12 protein-coding genes and 1 tRNA gene are annotated in these 19,855 nt (G+C 34.0%); 8 read left to right on the forward strand and 5 right to left on the reverse strand.

What is annotated here, in order from left to right:
* Positions 1 to 137: 137 nt before the first annotated feature.
* From PQO00_RS17150 to PQO00_RS17165, 4 genes are all read left to right on the forward strand, one after another.
* Positions 138 to 1,640, forward strand: a complete 1,503-nt coding sequence (locus tag PQO00_RS17150) for a trehalase family glycosidase (RefSeq protein ID WP_274186087.1) — start codon at positions 138 to 140, stop codon at positions 1,638 to 1,640.
* 75 nt (positions 1,641 to 1,715) lie between these two features.
* The gene (locus PQO00_RS17155; RefSeq protein WP_274186088.1) at positions 1,716 to 2,558 is read left to right on the forward strand and encodes a T9SS type A sorting domain-containing protein; all 843 of its coding nucleotides are present in this window, start codon (positions 1,716 to 1,718) and stop codon (positions 2,556 to 2,558) included.
* 343 nt (positions 2,559 to 2,901) lie between these two features.
* Positions 2,902 to 6,306 (forward strand): LamG-like jellyroll fold domain-containing protein, encoded by a 3,405-nt coding sequence (locus PQO00_RS17160; RefSeq protein WP_274186089.1) that lies wholly within the window; start codon positions 2,902 to 2,904, stop codon positions 6,304 to 6,306.
* A 270-nt stretch (positions 6,307 to 6,576) separates the two neighbouring features.
* Entirely contained in the window at positions 6,577 to 10,164 is a 3,588-nt protein-coding gene (locus tag PQO00_RS17165) for a glycoside hydrolase family 2 TIM barrel-domain containing protein (RefSeq protein WP_274186090.1), read from the forward strand.
* 358 nt (positions 10,165 to 10,522) lie between these two features.
* Here the strand turns inward: PQO00_RS17165 and PQO00_RS17170 are convergent, their stop codons facing one another.
* Together PQO00_RS17170 and PQO00_RS17175 are read right to left on the reverse strand one after the other, a co-directional pair.
* The gene (locus PQO00_RS17170; RefSeq protein ID WP_274186091.1) at positions 10,523 to 12,901 is read right to left on the reverse strand and encodes a TonB-dependent receptor; all 2,379 of its coding nucleotides are present in this window, start codon (positions 12,899 to 12,901) and stop codon (positions 10,523 to 10,525) included.
* Between the two features lie 515 nt (positions 12,902 to 13,416).
* Positions 13,417 to 13,489 (reverse strand) — tRNA-Lys (locus tag PQO00_RS17175).
* Between the two features lie 140 nt (positions 13,490 to 13,629).
* On the opposite strand from PQO00_RS17175, the gene PQO00_RS17180 reads away from it, so the two are divergent.
* On the forward strand, positions 13,630 to 14,151 hold the full coding sequence (locus tag PQO00_RS17180; protein WP_274186092.1) for a shikimate kinase: 522 nt from the start codon (positions 13,630 to 13,632) through the stop codon (positions 14,149 to 14,151).
* On the opposite strand, the gene PQO00_RS17185 is transcribed toward PQO00_RS17180, so the two are convergent.
* Entirely contained in the window at positions 14,143 to 14,646 is a 504-nt protein-coding gene (locus PQO00_RS17185) for a phosphoribosyltransferase domain-containing protein (RefSeq protein WP_274186093.1), read from the reverse strand. The two genes, PQO00_RS17180 and PQO00_RS17185, sit on opposite strands and share 9 nt — an antisense overlap.
* 382 nt (positions 14,647 to 15,028) lie before the next feature.
* Entirely contained in the window at positions 15,029 to 15,415 is a 387-nt protein-coding gene (locus tag PQO00_RS17190) for an RNA-binding S4 domain-containing protein (RefSeq protein WP_274186094.1), read from the reverse strand.
* Positions 15,416 to 15,612: 197 nt separating this feature from the next.
* On the opposite strand from PQO00_RS17190, the gene PQO00_RS17195 reads away from it, so the two are divergent.
* The gene (locus PQO00_RS17195; protein WP_274186095.1) at positions 15,613 to 16,635 is read left to right on the forward strand and encodes an FKBP-type peptidyl-prolyl cis-trans isomerase; all 1,023 of its coding nucleotides are present in this window, start codon (positions 15,613 to 15,615) and stop codon (positions 16,633 to 16,635) included.
* Between the two features lie 76 nt (positions 16,636 to 16,711).
* On the opposite strand, the gene PQO00_RS17200 is transcribed toward PQO00_RS17195, so the two are convergent.
* Positions 16,712 to 17,356, reverse strand: coding sequence for an outer membrane beta-barrel protein (locus PQO00_RS17200; protein WP_274186096.1), 645 nt, complete (start codon positions 17,354 to 17,356; stop codon positions 16,712 to 16,714).
* 208 nt (positions 17,357 to 17,564) lie between these two features.
* On the opposite strand from PQO00_RS17200, the gene tgt reads away from it, so the two are divergent.
* Both tgt and PQO00_RS17210 read left to right on the forward strand, forming a co-directional pair.
* Positions 17,565 to 18,695, forward strand: coding sequence for a tRNA guanosine(34) transglycosylase Tgt (tgt, locus tag PQO00_RS17205; RefSeq protein ID WP_274186097.1), 1,131 nt, complete (start codon positions 17,565 to 17,567; stop codon positions 18,693 to 18,695).
* Between the two features lie 5 nt (positions 18,696 to 18,700).
* Positions 18,701 to 19,777 (forward strand): LptF/LptG family permease, encoded by a 1,077-nt coding sequence (locus PQO00_RS17210; protein ID WP_274186098.1) that lies wholly within the window; start codon positions 18,701 to 18,703, stop codon positions 19,775 to 19,777.
* The last annotated feature ends 78 nt before the right edge of the window (positions 19,778 to 19,855 follow it).

Consider the following 19,855-nt stretch of genomic DNA (forward strand, 5'->3'; position numbering starts at 1 on the left):
AATTCAACAATGTCAAAAAGTTTAATATATAGACATTTTCTTGTAAGTAGTTTTTTTGTTTAAACTATTTATAATTGCTGGAGAAGGAAGGGACTTCGATCCCTTCCTTTTTAATTATTAAAAATTAGTGTAAAAAAATGGAAAAAAATAACAGAATCTTTTTAATTATATTTTTCTTATTAATTATAAGCCATCTTCCTGCTCAAAAGCAACCATTCAATAAAGAACAGATACCACAGCCAATTTTTGAACAAAATCCAGAGCTTGTAGATTTATATTGGAAAACATGGGAAATGGCATACGACCATATTAAGGAGCAAGAAGATATTCCTCAATCTCCCTACATGGACGAAGCATTTTGGGACGACACTATTTGGATTTGGGATACTGAGTTTATGGTTTTGTTCTGTAAATATGCACCTAATCTTTTTCCGGGCATTGAAAGTTTGAATAATTTTTACAAATCTATCCTTGATAAAGAAACAAGTTCATTAAAAATTCAACATCCCGATAACCCTCCATTTTTTGCTTGGGTTGAATCAGAATATTTCAATCTTACAAATGACAAAATACATTTAGAATCTGTAATAGAAAAGAACAAATACTTACAGCGCCACTATGATTGGTTTGAATCTTTAAAACCTAACACAAAACTTCATTTTGACCACGCTTATATTGCCTTGGACAAAAAAGGTATTGGCTATAAATGGGGCGGTATTCAAAGCGGTATGGACAACACCCCCCGTGGTAGGAACAAACAACATGAAATTTTATGGGTTGATGCTATTGCACAACAAGCCTTATCGGCATTGTATATCTCTCGGTTGGCTAGCTATATGGACGACAATGAAACAGTATTAAAATTCAAAAAGCAATATGAAACCAAAAAAGATATAATCAACACATATTATTGGGACAAAGAGGATGGCTTTTACTATGATATACTTGAAGGCAATAATACGTTTGTAAAAGTAAAAACACCAGCGTCATTTTGGGTTATGCTTGCTGAGGTTCCTAATAAAAAACAAGCTAAAAAGCTTATGGAATATGCAAAAGACCCTATGGAATTTGGTGGAGAGTATCCTTGGCCAACGGTTTCAAAAAAAGATAAGGATTTTAATGGTAACTATGGAGATTATTGGAGAGGTGGCATTTGGGTGCCCACAGCATACATGGCAACAAAAGCACTTGAAAAATACGGGTTTTATGAAGTAGCAGACGAAAATGCATACCATTTGCTTATGCTTATGCTCAACACATATAAAACTTACGAGCCCGCTACAATATGGGAATGTTACAACCCAACTAAACCTGAACCTTCGCAGAGAGTACACGGTTCAAACCTTGAAATAGTAAGGCCGGATTTTTGTGGCTGGTCTGCACTAGCCCCTATATCTATGTTCATTGAAAATGTTTTAGGTTTTCATGAGGTTAATGCACAAACAAAAACAATAGAATGGCGCAAATACAGAATAGGTAAACACGGTATTAAAAATTTAATGTTTGGCAATATCAAAACAGATATAATAGCTTATGACGATTATATTGAAGTTACAAGTAATGCCAATTATACCCTAAAAATAAACGGTAAAAAATATAAAGTTAAAAAAGGAAATCAAAGATTGAAAAACTCTAGTTAGAAGAGTTTTTACAGATTATGGATAGAACAATACAAACATCATTAAATATAAATTAATAATTAAAATTATTAAGTCATGAAACAAATTTACATTTTATTTATTGCAATTTTTACTTTGGGGCATTCTCATGCTCAAGTAGAAGATTTATTAGGCGGAGCAGATTATGCTAATTTATCAAATTGGTATAATATTTCAGGTGATTTTACAAGTTCAGGAGGTATAATTTCAACTGAAGGTGCAAGTACAGATTCGTCATTTGGTTTTATTGATTTCACCAGAGCAATTGGAGCAGGAGATGTTTTAGAGGTTTCGTTTAGTAGTAATACCGTTGCTAATTTTGCTACAAATGGATGGTGTGGGATGAGTCTCTTTGATGCAGATGATGAAAGATTATTTATAGGCAGTCCATGGAATGTTACTAATTGGGGGGCTGAAGGTGCAGCTCTTGGTAGTAGTTTCCATTTTGCTGAAACTAGTCCTGTAGCTACGGTTGTATTCACTTATAATTATGATACTGGTGCTTGGTCTTTAGATATTAATGGAGAAGTGCAAAGTGGAACTACTACTGGGGCCTATGCATTTGAAACATTGAGAATTTCTGCAGGAAACAATGGCGGCGATGTTACTGATATAGCAGTGTCAAACCTTGTAGTTCAGGAAATTTCAAATACATTATCAGCTTCAAATTTTGATTTTAGTGGGGTAAAGGTTTATCCTAACCCAACAACAGATTATGTAAAAGTGACTGGGTTGAAAAATGATTTTGAATATGCTGTTTATAATGTTTTAGGAAGCAAGATACTTGAAGGTGTTGTTTCTGCTAACAATGATACTGTTGACACAAAAAACCTAATGAATGGTTTGTATTATATGGTTTTTGAAGGAGAAAAAACAGTCAAGTTGGTTAAAAACAACTAATACCAATTATGAATTAAAAATACGCAATTCAAACTCATTCATTAATTCGTTTTATCACTTTACTCGTCATTTCCATAGCTTAGGCTATGCAAATAACACGCAGCAGGCAAAAACAAATAAGCAATGTCGTTTTCTGTAGCTCATTTTAATTCATAATTGGTATAAAACAAAAGTAGAGAAGTACAATTTGTTTAAAGTTCAATAACTTACTTTATAAAAGCACTTACTTCAATTCAAATCAAAAGGTTAGTGCTTTTATTTTGCTCAACATTTAGCTATTGCTCTATTTTTTTCAACAATAAAATTCCTAGTACTAATCAGTATTTAGACTAAAAACCTACATATGAAAAAACAATTTCTATTAGTAACACTATTTTTTAATTTATTAGGAGCTATCTTTTTTTCAAGTGCCCAAAACAAGGCATTACAGTTTGATGGAGGTGGGAATTATGTTTCGATACCTCATGTAAATGTTTCAAATCAGTTAACAGTAGAAGCATGGATAAAAACTACCCAAACAGGGACAGGAACCATTATATCTTGGAAAAATGTTGCTGGTGGAGGCGATGGAGATGCATTACTTTTTAGAATTTCAAATGGTAAATTGCAGTTTGGGGAGTGGATTGGAACAGATTGGAAAGAATATAACTCTATTGACAATGTGAACACTGGAGAATGGACTCACGTTGCTATAGTAAGAGATGGATTAACCACTACTGGCTATATTAACGGTCAAGAAATTATAGGAAGCGGTACTTTGCATGATTCCCCCATATGTTCTACAGATACTCTTACATTTGGAGCTATTACTGCCAATTGGGCCGAATCTTTTGTTGGGGCAATAGATGAAGTTAAAATTTGGAATGTTGCACGCTCAGGGCAAGAAATTCAAGATAATTATAATACTGCTTTAAATGGCAGTGAAACAGGTTTACAGGGCTATTGGCAATTTAATGACCATGTAGATGATTCAACCCCAAATGGCAGAAATGGCGTCTTAAATGGACCTTACTATGTCCTTTCAGACTTGTTCGATGCAACTCCTCCAGTTATAAATAATATTTCTTTTTCGGAAAGTACATCAAAAATCCCAACCATTGATGTAATAGCAAACCAAATAGGTACTCTATATTGGGCTGTTTTAGAAGATGGAGCTACTACACCAACACAATCAGAAATAATAAATGGTTCACCTTCAATTATTGCAAAAGATAGCGGTTCTTATAACTCACCAACTTTTGCACAAGGGTTTATTTTCACTGATACCACTTTAATAATTGGAAATGATTATAAAGTTTATGCTGTTTCTGAAGGAAATAATGCTCTTTTTTCTAATGTAGCAGAATCCATAACATTTACATATCAAGGTTTATCAAGCCTGCCTTTGGGATGGTTTAATACGGACATTGGAAATACCGGATTAACCGGATCAACAACTTTTTCCAGCAATACATTTACAATAAAAGGATCTGGGTCAGATATATGGGGGAGTAATGATGCTTTTCAAATGGCTTTTAAAAAAGTGAACAGTGATATAGAAATAATTGCAAGCGTCAATTCTCAAACCAATACTGATGCATGGGCAAAAGCAGGAGTTATTGTTAGAGAAAGTTTGGACAACAATTCAAAACATGTTTTTGCAGCAATAACACCAGAAAATAACGGAGGTGCATTTTATAGAAGCAATACAGGTAATGATACCAGTTATTATCCCGCAAGCACACTCTCCACGCCTTGTTGGTTTAGATTAATTAAAATTGACAATCTAGTGCAAGCATCTTATTCTACTAATGGTACAGATTGGATAAAAATAGCTTCTTCGTTTGATATATCTATAGGCGACGAGTATTATGTTGGTTTAGCGGTCAGCGCCCATAACAATTCACAACTTAGTACAACCGTGTTTGAGAATGTAATTGTAAGAGAACCTGCTCTTGATTTAAGCATTGTTGATAAGGGGCTTTATTTTGCTAAAACAGCATATACTCCAACCTCAATCCCAGTATATAATGACGAAAAAGACAACCTTCCCAAACCTATTTTAGAAGGAACACCTGGCTGGGTTGATATGTATTACAGAGCCTGGGAATTGGCTTTTGATCACATAAGGGCACCGCAAGCAGGGTCCCCATTTGTCTCAAATTGGTACGATGAAGCATTTGATAATAGCATTTATCAATGGGATATAATTTTTATGACAATGTTTGGTCGTTATGCAGACCATATTTTTCCTGGTATTCAGTCATTAGATAATTTTTATTGTCGTCAGTTTGAAAGTGGTATCATTACACGTATCATAAATGAAGCAACAGGAGCATGTTATGGAGATGAAAATTCACCATCCAATATTAATCCACCTCTTTTTAGTTGGGCAGAAGTAGAAAACTATAACATCACTGGAGATACTTCACGGTTTGCTTTGGTGTTACCTGCATTAGAGAAATACTTTGAATTTGTTGAAGCTTATCGAAAAGGAAGTGATACCCCCCATGAATTATATTGGAGTAATGGACAGGCATCAGGTATGGATAATACCCCTCGAGATGAAGGGCGACCAGGAGGGCATTTTGCGACAGACCATCAAGGATGGGTTGATATGTCTAGCCAAATGGTAATTCAATGCAATAACATTGCCACTATATGTGATGTGTTGGAGCAGACGGATAAAGCAGATATGTATAGGCAAAAGGCCCAAGATATTGGAGATAAAATCAATGCATTTTTGTGGAATGATACAGATGGATTATATTATGATGTAGATATTAACGGAAACCAAACAAACTGGAAAACCGCTGCCTCTTTCTGGCCAATGTTGGCAGGTATTACCACCCCGAGCCAAAATGAAAAACTGGTGGCCAATTTGAAAAACCCAAATTCTTTTTGGCGCGACTTTGTATTCCCAACACTAGCAGCCGATGAACCAAACTATAATCCACAAGGTGGATATTGGCTTGGTGCTGTATGGGCTCCTACAAACTATGCCATTATAAAAGGTCTGGAAAAAATAGGCGAAGATGAATTTGCCAAAGAAGCTTCAGAGAAATACTTAAATGGTTTATATCAAGTTTACCTAAATACTGGCACATTATGGGAAAATTATGCCCCTGAGTTGATTAATGGTGATTTCTTGTATGGTACTAGCGACAATTTAAATGACCCATGTAGAGACGATTTTGTTGGATGGACTGGCTTAGGGCCAATATCCCTACTAATTGAAAATGTACTTGGTTTTAGATTGAATGGTGCAGATAAACACATTATTTATGATTTAAGGAGGCTTGATTATCATGGTATAGAGAATCTAAGAATGAATGATGTAACGACATCCATTGTTTGCCAAGAACGTACAGACTCAAGCGCTACTGCTTACATTACTGTTACAACAGATAACCCTTATACATTGGAAATTTGGAGAAATGGAGAAATTCATACATACGAAATTGCTTCTGGTACAAACAATATTGTGTTAGGGGCTTTAGGGGTTTCAGAAGAAAATATTTTTGAGTACAATGTTTATGTTGATCAATCAACTAGAATGTTGAACTTGGATTTAAATGCCTATGAAACGTCAAACATTGAGATTAAATTATTCGATATGAAAGGAGTTGAAATAATAAATATTTCAGATTCCATAAATAATTCTGGTTTATATAAAAAGCAAGTTAATGTTTCAAATTTATCTAAAGGTGTATATATTATTTTTATGGAAGTTAATTCAAAATTAGTCACTAAAAAGATAATTATATAACTTATTATCAAATAATTAAACGAGTAATAAATCTTTAATAGTGAGAACTTTATTAATTTAACACATTCTAAACTTGCTTAAAAACCTCTCAACACACCGTTGAGAGAAATAATCGATAAGCTTTTTTAATATACCATAAAAAGCTTACATGTTTTGGCACGAAAGGTGTCAAACAATAATTTAATAATTTTTTTATAAAAAGTAATTAAAAACGTTATTTTTACGTAACTAAAACGATTTACTAAAGCTAAATATTTAATTTTTACCCGCATGAAACTTAATAAAAATATTTCATTACTTACTACATTGCTATTAGCATTCATACAAATAAATGCCCAAGATTTTTCAGAAAAAGTACTTTACAAAATTGAAACAGGAAATCAACTTGTTTTAAGTAACAAAGGCAATATGGGGAATAATGCCAATTTACATTTGGAAAAACCTGACGAAAAAAAGGACAGTCAATTGTGGCAAATTATTAAATTAGATAATGGCTACTATAATATAAAAAACCCAATGTCTAAAAAAAGTCTTGACAACGTTGGGATTACTAGCGGAAAAGATGGCAACCCAATAATTCAGTGGGATTCAGACTTTGGAAATCAAAACCAACAGTGGAAAATAACACGAACCGGAACAGGGGCTTATGTAATTACGCATAGAAACAGTACCATGTCTCTGGATTTTAAACAGGATAAAGAAGGCGAAAGGGTTTACCAAATACCCAACTCTATTCAAGAATGGGAAATTGTTCCTACCACTACCAAGGTTAAAAAATTCTATGAAAACAAGAAGAGTAAAAACGTTTGGGAAAACCAATCTATTTTTGCCATAAACAAAGAAAAAGGTCATGTAACCTACTATCCTTATCCTAACCAACAGGCTTTAATGAACGACACTACATTTGAAAAGCCTTGGTTAATGCCAAACTCCTCTTACTATAAAACATTGAATGGTACTTGGAAATTTAATTGGGTAAAAGATCCGTCTGAACTCCCAGAAAACTTTTATAAAAACGACTATAATGTTAATGGTTGGGAAGATATAGAAGTTCCTTCAAACTGGGAAATGAAAGGTCACGGAACGCCTATATACACCAATATAACCTATCCTTTTAAAAACAATCCACCATTTATTGAGCCACAAGAAGGCTATACCAACGAGAAAGAAACAAACCCTGTAGGCTCATACAAACGTGAGTTTGAAATACCAGCCGATTGGAGAGACAAAGAGATATTTGTTCATTTTGACGGGGTTTACAGTGGTATGAACCTTTGGGTTAACGGTAAAAAAGTGGGATATAGCCAAGGCGCAAACAATGATGCCGAATTCAACATTACCAAATACGTTAAACCTGGAAAAAATAATATTTCTGCACAAGTTTTTAGATGGACAGACGGTAGTTATATTGAAGACCAGGATATGTTCCGTTTAAGTGGTATTCACAGGGATGTTTACTTGTTTGCAACTCCCAAATTATCCATCAGGGATTTTATTTTTGATGCTGATTTTAAAAATGATGATCTAACCAAAGTAGATTTTTCAATACATGTTAAGTTAAAAAATTTCAATAGAAAAACCATCAAAAACAACCAACTGGAAATTACATTAATTGACCCAAACGGTAACATAGTTTTTAAAGCTGAAAAGCCTCTTCAAAAAATAAAATCTAAAAAAGATCACCAAATAACAATGACACAAGAGGTCATTAACCCTAAACTATGGTCGGCCGAAACGCCACATCTTTATAGTGTGATTTTAACTCTAAAAGATGAAGATGGCAATGAAAATCTAGCATTATCTAACAAATATGGCTTCAGAAAAATAGAGGTGAAAAACAATAGGGTTTATGTTAATAATAAGCAAGTGTTTTTTAAAGGTGTAAACCGACACGACACGCATCCTATTTATGGTAAGGCCATCCCCATTGAATCTATGATTCAGGATATTGTGCTAATGAAACAACATAACGTAAATATGGTGAGAACCAGCCATTATCCAAACAGTCCTAAAATGTATGCTATGTACGATTTCTACGGTTTATACATTATGGACGAAGCAGATTTGGAAAACCATGGCAACATGTCGATAAGTGATGACCCTACATGGATTCCTGCATTTAACGACCGTTTGGAAAGAATGATTAGAAGAGACAGAAACCATCCTTCTGTTATATTTTGGTCTTTTGGTAATGAAGCTGGTGGTGGAAGAAACTTTGAAGCTATGCGAGAAGTGGCAAAACAAATGGACCCGTCTAGACCCATTCACTACGAAGGTAAAGATAGTGCAGCCGATATAGATTCGCATATGTATCCATCTATGTCCCGTATGGAAGATTTTGATAAAAACAACACTAATAAGCCTTATTTCCTTTGTGAATATGCGCATGCCATGGGTAACTCTATAGGAAACCTAAAAGAGTATTGGGAGTACATAGAAAACGAATCTGATAGAATGATTGGTGGTTGTATTTGGGATTGGGTAGACCAAGGTATCATAAAATTTGGTGGACCTACCGACCAATTCCATTACGGTGGCGATTTTGGGGACAGACCCAATGATTCAGATTTTTGCGCCAATGGTATTGTAACTTCGGACAGACAAGTGACCTCTAAACTTCTTGAAGTAAAGAAAATTTACCAATACATTAAGTTTGAGGCAAAAGACTTGAAAAATGGTATTGTAACCATTAAAAACGCTTACGATTTTATTAATCTAAATCAATTCAACATAAAATGGGAAGTTATTAAGAATGGTATGACTTCAGAAAAAGGAAGCGTTCCTTCTATTAATGTGTTTCCTGATAGCAGTACAGACATAACCATCCCTTTTAATGGAAATTACACAAACGACCACGAGTACTTTTTAAATATTTATTTTGAGCTTACAGAAGATACATCATGGGCAAAGGCTGGTCATGTTATGGCTTCGGAACAGTTGCCACTTACAAAACGCGTTGCTCTACCTAACTTTACAATCGACTCTAATAATGATATCATTTATCAAAACACAAATGATGGCGTTGTTATTGGCGGAGAAAACTTTAAAACTGTTTTCAATAAAGGAAAAGGGATGTTTACTTCATTACAATATCATGGTGAAGAAATAATAAACGATGAAAAAGGATTCGCTTTTAATTGGTATAGAAGTGTATCAAATGATGGATATACCAACCGAAATTACTATCCAACTCATGAAAAAGTAATGGAATCAAATTATATACTTAATCCAGATAAAAAATCAGTATCGATAAGCCTGAAAAAGGAAGTGACCATAGAGCGTAATAGCAAACCTGTTAGCGTTAATTATACGGTTAACTATACTGTATATGAAAATGGATATATTGATGTTGATGCCACATTTGAAAAACCAGAGAACGAACCATTAATTCGTAGGTTAGGACTTCGTATGGAATTAAACGAAGACTTAGAAAATGTTACATGGTACGGTAGAGGACCTAATGAAAATTACAATGACAGGAAATCTTCTACTTTTATTGGTATGTATTCAAAAACCATTTCTGAAATAGAAGAAGAAAACGATTATTTAAAAAGTCAAAGTATGGGTAACAGAGAAGATGTTAGGTGGTTGAGCATTTCTAGCCCTTCTGGTAAAGGCTTAAAAATAATTTCAAAGGATAATTTATCGTTTAGTGCTTTACATTACTCCGATAAAGATTTATGGGAAACCAGACATAATTTTGAACTGGATAAAGTTAAAAAACCATATTCTTATTTAAGCTTGGATAGCGCACAGCAAGGTTTGGGAAATGCCAGTTGTGGTCCATTACCTTTAGATAAATATATGATTCCTGAAAATGAACCTGTGAGTTACTCTTTTACAATTGCACCTTTGTAAAATGATAATGTTTAATACATAATCTTTGTTATCCTAAAACAGAGTTCGTTGCAAGTTTTAAATAAAATCAATGAAGCCGTTGAAGTTATATTCAGCGGTTTTTTGTTGTATTTAGAATCATTTTTTTTTTTTTGATTGTCCGTAATTTGTCATAAACCTAAAAATATATTGAATTTGTCATCCCGAAGAAACGAGGTATCACATTGATTATCAATATATTCACTGCCTGACGGCAGGCAGGTTCACTTCGTTCTGAATGACAAAAATATCATTATGCATGATTACGGACATTCAGTTTTTTTTCATGAACTTAAATCATGACTTGCCATATGCACGAATTTGCCATTATCTATGTTTCTTATCTTCTTCTGCCTGAATACGTCATCGCTTCACCTTTTCCAAAACCATAGCTTATTCCAAAAGTGAAGAAGCGTCCACGCTGACCAAAATCATAGGTTTCAAATGTTGGCTGATTTACAAACCGCTCTTGAATTCTTGAGGAAAACACATCTCTGATGCCAAGGTTTGTAACTATTTTCCCTTTGAAGATTTTTTTACGCAATCCCAAATCCATAAATGCAAAGCCACTTTGTTCGCCTTGTACCGTTTCGAAACCTGAACGGTAGCTACCGGTCAATTCTAAATCTATATCGGCGGGTAACCCTATTTTAGAACCCAATTGTGTTGACCACTGGCTACCTGTGAAATCAAAGACTTGTGCTTCAAATGTTCCTTGCCGGTCAAAATAATTGAGATTAAAATCACCCGTCAATGTAAGCCACTTTGCAGGGCTGTATTTTCCGTTGGTCTCAAAGCCTATGGAAGAATTGGTTCCAATGTTCTGTGGCGTTGTTAGAGTGACATTGTCGTTAAAGGTCGAGACACGCTCAACGACATCGGTAGTGTATCTGTGGTAGAGACTGGAACTTAAAGAGGCTTTCCCTATTTTATAAATACTTGTCAACTCGTATGAATTTGTAAACTCTGGTTGCAGGTCTGGATTTCCAACTCTAATATTAAAATTGTTCCGGATATTGAAGAATGGATTTAAATCCCATAATCTAGGTCTGAAGATACGTTTTGAATAGCCCGCTTGAAGCGAAAAGTTTTCGCCCGTTTTATAGGAAGTGTGGAGTGTTGGAAAAAGATTTGAGAAATTTTGTGAATTGGCCTCATTCGTATTGGTCAATAATGTATTAAGGGCCGTATGCTCTATACGCAACCCTGCCTTTATGCCCCAACTATTGTTTTCATAGGCCCCAGTAGCATATACACCCAGTACTTTTTGATTCCACTCAAAGTTATTGGTGAGATCTTCGTTGGTCATATAATCCCCATCGACAAAATCCTGAACTTCAAAATCATTGCTTACATCGTTAATAACATATTGTGCACCGGTTTCAATCGTATATTCTTTGGAAAGTGGATTAACATAATCTACCTTAAAGGTGTAATCTGCCTGCTGAAAATTGGTTGCAGTACGCTGGTTGCTATCTACATCGTTGCCTTCTAGGGTTGTATCGGTAAATTGTGAAGATTGGTCTTTTCCAAAAAATCGCCCCAATGCACTTACTTGCAGTGTATGGTCTTCATTATTCTCAAATATTTTCTTCCAGTTGAATTCATATTGCCATTTAGGGTTTGTGGCCTCGGTAGTTTCATTTCGTATCCATCTGGAAAATAATCCATTAGTGTTAAAAAAACTAAAATTTGTTTCAGAAGGCTGGTCTTCTATTTCGTATGCAAAATTTCCCGAAAGGGTAAATACATTGTTTTCGTTCAAATGGTAGTCTGTTCCTAATGTGATATTAAAAAAAGTTTCATTTCTAAACTCTTCACCGTTGCTGAATATCGTTTCATTATTGGTTAAATTTCGGTTGATGGCTTCCGTATCTTCGGGGAGCGAACGATAGCCTACACCAAACTGGGTAAACAAGTTGAATTTTTCAGTTCTCCTATTTAAGCTACCACCAATACTGTGGTTATCGGGAATACCAGTATTAATCGATATAGAACCATTCCATCCTTCTTTATCTTCTTTTTTAAGAATGATGTTCAAAATACCTGATGTACCCGAGGCCTCATATTTAGCCGAAGGATTGGTAATGACTTCAATACTTTCTATCATATCTGCGGTAATCGTGCCCAGTGCATTGCTAGATTGGTCTGCCAGAACAGAAGGCTTCCCGTTGATCAATATTTGTACTCCAGAGCTTCCGCGCAAGCTTATTGCTCCTTCTATGTTTACATTCACAGATGGTACGTTATTTAATACTTCTAAAGCACTTGCACCTGTGCTACTTATATCTTTGCCAACATTGAATACACGTTTATCGAGCTTGAAAACGGTTTTGGAAACTTCGCCGGTTACTACAATTTCATCTAGAGCTTGATTGTCGGGCGCTAGTTTAATAGTGCCCAAATCTACTTTTCCATTTGAAACCGAAACGTCTGCGATAGTTTCAGTTTTGTATCCCATAAAACTTATTTCTATATAAAAATTGGAAATAGAAGTAACCAGACTAAACTTCCCTTCGTCATTAGATGTCGTTCCTGTTATGGTTTTGTTGGTGTTTTTGTCATTAAGAGCTATGGTTGCATACGGAACGGACTGTAAAGTTTCTTCTTCTATTAACGTACCCGTAATGGTGATATCATTTTCCTGCTGTGCATTAACAAAAGGACTTGTTGCTAAACAACACAAAACATAGATTGTCTTTTTAAAAAAAGCTGTCATTGTAAATGGATTACCTTTTAATTGATTTTTTAGAGAACAAAGGAAATAAAATGGTACCTATAACTACTAACTACATCTTTATTCCGTAATTATTTCAGCACATAATAATAGCATCGTCATTCCTAAATATCGTTTCTTAAACTTTAGTGATTTATGACGCCTAAGCGTTGGTGTAAAGAAAGTATGGGGTTGTTAACTACCGGTTTTCCTTCAGAAAATTGCAGATCACAAACCGATCACAATCGTTACAATTAACAGCGTAAAAATAGTGTTTTTACACATGGTACTTGTTGCGGAAGTTGTTAAATATAATTTAAAATTTTAAGACTAACTAACCGTATTTTGCTAAATAACAAGCGGTCGATAAAGAGAAAATCCAGAACCAATTTATTACGATTTTATGTTTTGCTACCTTTTTGATTCATTTAATTGATAGCAATAGGTATTAAATAAAACATAAAAGTCCATAAACATTGTGCTTATGGACTTTTTGAATAATCTTAAAAAGATTTTTGTGACCGGGCTGGGGCTCGAACCCAGGACCCTCTCCTTAAAAGGGAGATGCTCTACCAACTGAGCTACCAGGTCATTATTTCAGTACTAACGTTGTTGTTAGCGGGTGCAAATATAAAATGTTTTATTAATTAAACAATACTTTTTTTAAAGAAATTTTTGTTTTTTTGCACCACTAAAACGTATGTTTTTAATAATCAATTTATAACAAGAAAATGATTGTAGTTTTAATTGGATACATGGCTTCAGGAAAGTCGACTCTAGGTAGGATTTTGGCAAAAAAATTAAACTATGATTTTTTGGATCTAGATGATTATATAGAAGAAAAGGAGCAGTTATTAGTGAGCGATATATTTAAATCCAAAGGTGAAATATATTTTAGAAAGGTAGAGACATTATATTTAAAGATGCTTTTGGAAAACAACACTAAATTAGTTTTATCGCTAGGAGGAGGGACACCGTGCTACAGTGATAATATGAACTTTATTAGGAATACGGTCAAAGCAAAGAGTATTTATTTAAAAGCTTCCATACCTACTTTAGTATCTAGACTAAAAACAGAAAAGAGCAAGCGTCCGCTAATTGCCCATCTGGAAACAGACGAACTACTTACAGAATTTATAGGCAAACACCTTTTTGAGCGTTCTCAATTTTATAACTTATCAGAAGTTACTATAACTACCGATAATAAAACAGAAGAAGCTATTATTGAAGAGTTGGTGTTGAAGTTATTCTAAAACAGCTTCATAAGCTTTGCCCTCTAAAACCACATGCACATGTTCATGTAAGGAAGTAGATAAAGAAATGCCTTTAAAATCTGCTTTCACAGGATATTTTTTATGGTTTCTGTTTACCAAAACAGCTGTTTTAAATTGTTTTAGTGGCACATTTAAAAAATGCCTAACCCCATAAATTAAAGTAGTACCGGAATTTAAAACATCGTCGACAAGTACTAAAGACTTATTTTTATAATTATCTGTAGAAATAGAAGTCTTGATTTCTGCATGAGGATTTTTTTTATCCATAATCACTTTACAAAGTATAGGATTTATGTCGGATATTTTTTGAAGAACAGTTTTTAATTTTTTTGCAAATACATAACCATTCTTATCAATACCAGCAAGAATAACTTCTTTTTCATTGACATTGTTTTCATATATCTGAAAAGCAATACGTCTTATTTTATGATTGATTTCGTTATGATTAAGGATCACATTATTCTTAACAGCCATAATAATTGGTTCTAAAATTAAAGCATAAAATTACTCATTTTTATTTGTTTATTAGTGAAACTCTGTTTTGAAAAATTGCGAAGCAATGAATTCAAAACAGATAGTTGAACTAATCCCGCTTTTTCAGCGGGATCTTAAGTTTGATACCTCAATTTTGAAAAGTTGCGAAAGCAATACATTCAAAACAGATAGTTGAACCACGCCTTTGTCGTGGCAGGCTAATCCCGCTTTTTCAGCGGGATCTTTGGATTTAATACGATGAGGGTTGTCTCTTTTTTATTTTTTTGAATTTGGAATTTTCTTTTTTTTTGGAATTTAATACCTCGTGGCTTGCCCTGAGATAGTTTATTTTTTTTCAATAGTGATATTGAACATCCAATAATTAGCCATCTTTGTGATTAAAATTTTCATCTGTAAAATCATCAATATCCCTTCTGTCTTTTTTTGTGGGCCTACCAACCCCTTTTTTTCTATAATAATCTTTAGAATATTTTAAAAGTTCCTGAGCCTCGAATTGTTCTTTGGGCGTGGTGTCCGTTCTATAAATATCAACCAACTTAGCACCGACTCTACTTTCTGGAATATCATTTACAGTAAGTTTATAGTTTATTTGATTTTTTCTTAATTCAATAGTGTCTAGTGCATAAACTTCCCTACTGGGCTTAACAATTTCCTGGTTTACGCGTACCTGACCTTTTTTACAGGCAGTTGTGGCAAGCGTTCTTGTTTTATAATACCTAATACACCATAAATACTTATCAATTCGCATACAATTATTCTAAAAACTACGTTAATGTTCTTGTGCAAAATTATTTTAAAATTGTATCTTGCGCACCAAAAATAAGCAATAAAGAAACATTCAGAGTCTTAAAAATTTAATTTGAAGGCTCATTGATTAATTGAATGTGACATTTGTATTCGGCACAGTATAATAGGGGCCGTTCAAAATAGCAAATAAAAATAAATATGAAATTAAGAAAAATAGCTTTAATTACGTTATGTTCTGTTACGTGTTATTTATCCTGTAATAAAGATGATGATGGTGGACTCGTTACTGTTGAAATTAGGGATAGAGCTGAACAGCAGGTAAAAGATAAAGATTCATTGTTGGAATATTTAGCAACACATTATTATAATTCCAGCGAATTTGAAGCGATTGCAAATCCAACGATCGGTGATTTAAAAATCACAGAACTTGCTGAAGGAACAGATGTTCCCGATGGGAGTACGCTTCTTAATGCATCTACAAAGTTAGAGACATTGGAAGTGGATTTTGCAGATGTAAAATACGAGTATTATATACTAAAGCTAAAAGCAGGAGGAGGCACTGAATCACCAACATTTGCAGATAATGTCGTAGTGAAATATGAAGGTTTTACTTTAGATGACAAGGTTTTTGATAGTGCGGTAAACCCAGTAGGTTTTGACTTAATAGCATTAGTTCCTGGTTGGAGAAAAGTACTTCCTCAATTTAATGTAGCAGAAAGTTTTGTCGAAAATGGAGATGGCACTGTTAGTTTTATAGATCAAGGTATAGGCGTTATGTTTTTGCCTTCTGGCCTGGGGTATTTTTCGCAAGCTCAAGCTGGAATTCCAGCTTATGCACCAATTGCTTTTAAATTTGGATTGTTACAAATGTCACAAAACGACCATGATAATGATGGTATTCCTTCTTATTTAGAAGATTTGGATGGCGATGGAGAAGTCTTTGACGAAAATACCGATGGGGACTTTAGTCGTACAGGAAGCTTTATATACAATTATATAGACCCGGACGATGATGGAGATGGTATCTTAACTAAAGATGAAATTACCATAACCACAGAAAATAGGGACACTATCGAAGCAGTTAAAGCGATACCCTTAGAATCAAATCAAAAGCTTTCAAATTACATTGTAGAAGAGGAGAATGGAACCTTTACAGGTACAATTATAACGTTCACTGATTCTGATGGCGATGGCGAAGCAGACTATTTGGATGCAGAATAAAACAATCTAGTTTTAAAAAATAAAAAACCTCGCATTGGCGAGGTTTTTTTATATCAGTGTTTTTTAACAAAAGAACTTACAATATAATAGATAAACTCAATATCAATTGATCAGGTCTGGTGTCTAGCCTACTTGTATCCACATTGTTATTATTTAAAAAGGTGGCTTCATTTTTACTAAAGCCTCTTTCATAGCGTACATCTATCCCCACTTTGTTAAGATTAAATCCAATACCAAAATTAAGCCCAACGGAGAAATCATTTTTAATATTATCGATAGAAATACCATCAAATTCAGAATCTAAAATATATTGAAGCGAAGGGCCGCCAAATACACTAAAAGGGCCTAATATTCTTGTCCCAACCAATAAAGGGGCATCAATTTTTTTCATGTTAAACGCGTCGTCTGCATAATCACTTTTAGTAGCTGTATATACTAATTCTGGTTTAAAATAAAGTCTACTGTTTCCAATTTTCCCAAATAAGCCAATGTGGTATCCAATATTTCTATCGGGATTATCGGCATTCGTACTAATAGATTCAAAATACTTGCCATTAGCATTGTAATTTAATCCGGCTTTAACCCCCATACCAGTGACCATTTGACTCTGGGCCATTGTTGTAAATGGAACGATCAAAGCAATAGCCAAAATAAAGATTGGATTTTTACTCACGTCACTTTTATTTTTAAGGTGTTCGTGTAAGTTTTTTAAGCTTTTCATAATATTCGTTTTAAGATTTTGATTCATAATATCAAAAACGTTGCCAAAGACATATTATTTCTTTTTCAAGGATTATTATTATAGATTTATTTTTACTTCCATTTTCATTTCAATAAATTGGAGCCAATGAGCGACATTAATTTGATAGAATAAAACTAATTTAGAATTAAAAAAATATGTAGGTTTGCCAACTTATAATGATGTAGAGATGAAATTTGAATTAAAAGCTAAAGATGCCCAAAGTAAAGCAAGAGCGGGTAAAATAACCACAGATCATGGTATTATAGAAACGCCCATTTTCATGCCGGTTGGTACCGTTGCTACAGTAAAAGGGGTGCATCAACGCGAGCTAAAAGATGATATTAATCCTGACATTATTTTAGGCAATACGTACCATTTGTATTTGCGTCCTCAAACAGATATCATTGAAAAGGCAGGTGGACTCCATAGGTTTATGAATTGGGATAGAAATATCTTAACAGATTCTGGCGGATATCAAGTGTATTCTTTATCAGCAAATAGGAAAATTAAAGAAGAAGGCGTTAAGTTTAAATCTCATATAGATGGAAGTTACCATACTTTTACACCAGAAAATGTTATGGAGATTCAACGAAGTATAGGAGCAGATATTATAATGGCTTTTGACGAATGTACCCCATATCCCTGTGACTATAACTATGCAAAACGCTCTATGCACATGACGCATCGTTGGTTAGATAGATGTATTGATCACTTAGAAAAAACACCTTTAAAATACGGTTATGGCCAAGCGTTTTTCCCCATAGTACAAGGAAGTACCTATAAAGATTTGCGGATGCAATCTGCAGAATATATTGCAAATTCTGGTGCCGTTGGCAATGCCATAGGCGGATTGTCGGTTGGTGAGCCAGCTGAAGAAATGTATGCCATGACCGATGTGGTCTGTTCTATTTTACCAGAAGATAAACCACGTTATTTAATGGGGGTAGGGACACCAATCAATATTTTAGAAAATATTGCGTTAGGAGTAGACATGTTTGATTGTGTCATGCCAACGAGAAATGCTAGAAACGGTATGTTATTTACAGCCCATGGCACCATCAATATCAAAAACTTGAAATGGGCGGACGATTTTTCACCTATTGATGCTATGGGAATAACATTTGTCGATACCGAATATACTAAAGCTTATTTAAGACATTTGTTTACAGTTAATGAGCTGTTAGGTAAACAAATAGCAACCATACATAATTTAGGATTCTATTTATGGTTGGTTCGAGAAGCAAGAAAACATATATTAGCAGGAGATTTTAAAACATGGAAAGACAAAATGGTGAAGCAAATGGATAACCGGTTATAATATTTATGAAAATTCTTGACTGGTACATATTAAAACGTTATTTATTTACATTTTTAATGATGTTGCTTCTGTTTATTCCCATAGGGATTACAGTACACCTCGCTGAAAAGATTGGTAAAATATTGGAGAATGAAGTGCCTTTTGCAGAGGTCATGATTTATTTTTTAGACTTTACAATCTATTTTGCGCATTTACTTTTTCCGTTATTTTTATTCCTGTCGGTTATTTGGTTTACCTCTAAACTTGCGAATAATACAGAAGTTATTGCCTTTTTAAGTTCGGGTGTTTCATTTACACGTTTTTTAAGACCTTATATGATTGGAGCCTCTGTAGTTGCTATATTGGCGATTGTCCTGGGGCTATTTTTGGCACCCAAAGCAAGTGAAGGCTTTAATAATTTTAGCTATAAATATTTAAAAAAAGGTAAGAGCGCGGTAGATAACAAGAATGTATTTAGGCAAATAAATGATGATGAGATTATTTACGTGAGCAGTTTTGATGTTAAAAATAAAGAAGGGAGAGATTTTACATTAGAACATTTTGAAGGAAACGAACTTGTTACTAAAATTACAGCAAATAGAATAAAGTATATAGAAAAGGACACCATATACACATTAACCGATTATGTTAAAAGAGATATAGGTAAGGATAATGATAGCATAGAAAAAATCAAAAAAAAAGACACTCTTTTTTCTTTTCATGTAGATGATCTTATTCCAGTAATTTATGCCGCAGAAACTAAAATGTATGGTGATTTAAAACGCTTTATAGCAAAAGAAGAAGCCCGTGGATCTTCCAATGTAGGGCGATTTCAATTGGTTTTATACAGAAAATGGAGCTTGCCGGTCTCGGTATTCATTTTAACGATCATAGCAGTGGCAGTTTCGTCAATAAAAAGGCGGGGAGGTATGGGCGTTAATTTAGCCGTTGGTATTTGTATCGCTATGGTCTTTGTGTTTTTCGATAAAATTTTTGGTGTGATGGCAGAGCAATCTGATTTTCCACCACTAGTTGCAGTATGGTTTCCTAATATCATTTTTGGTATTTTAGCAGCTTATCTTTTGTACAATGCCAAACGCTAGAAGTGTAGAAATAATAATGTAAAAAATTAACGAACGTTTTTTTTTGCAGTTAAAAAGTAAAAAAAGTAGATACAACCA

Source organism: Flavivirga sp. 57AJ16 (assembly GCF_028736925.1).
GTDB lineage: Bacteria > Bacteroidota > Bacteroidia > Flavobacteriales > Flavobacteriaceae > Flavivirga.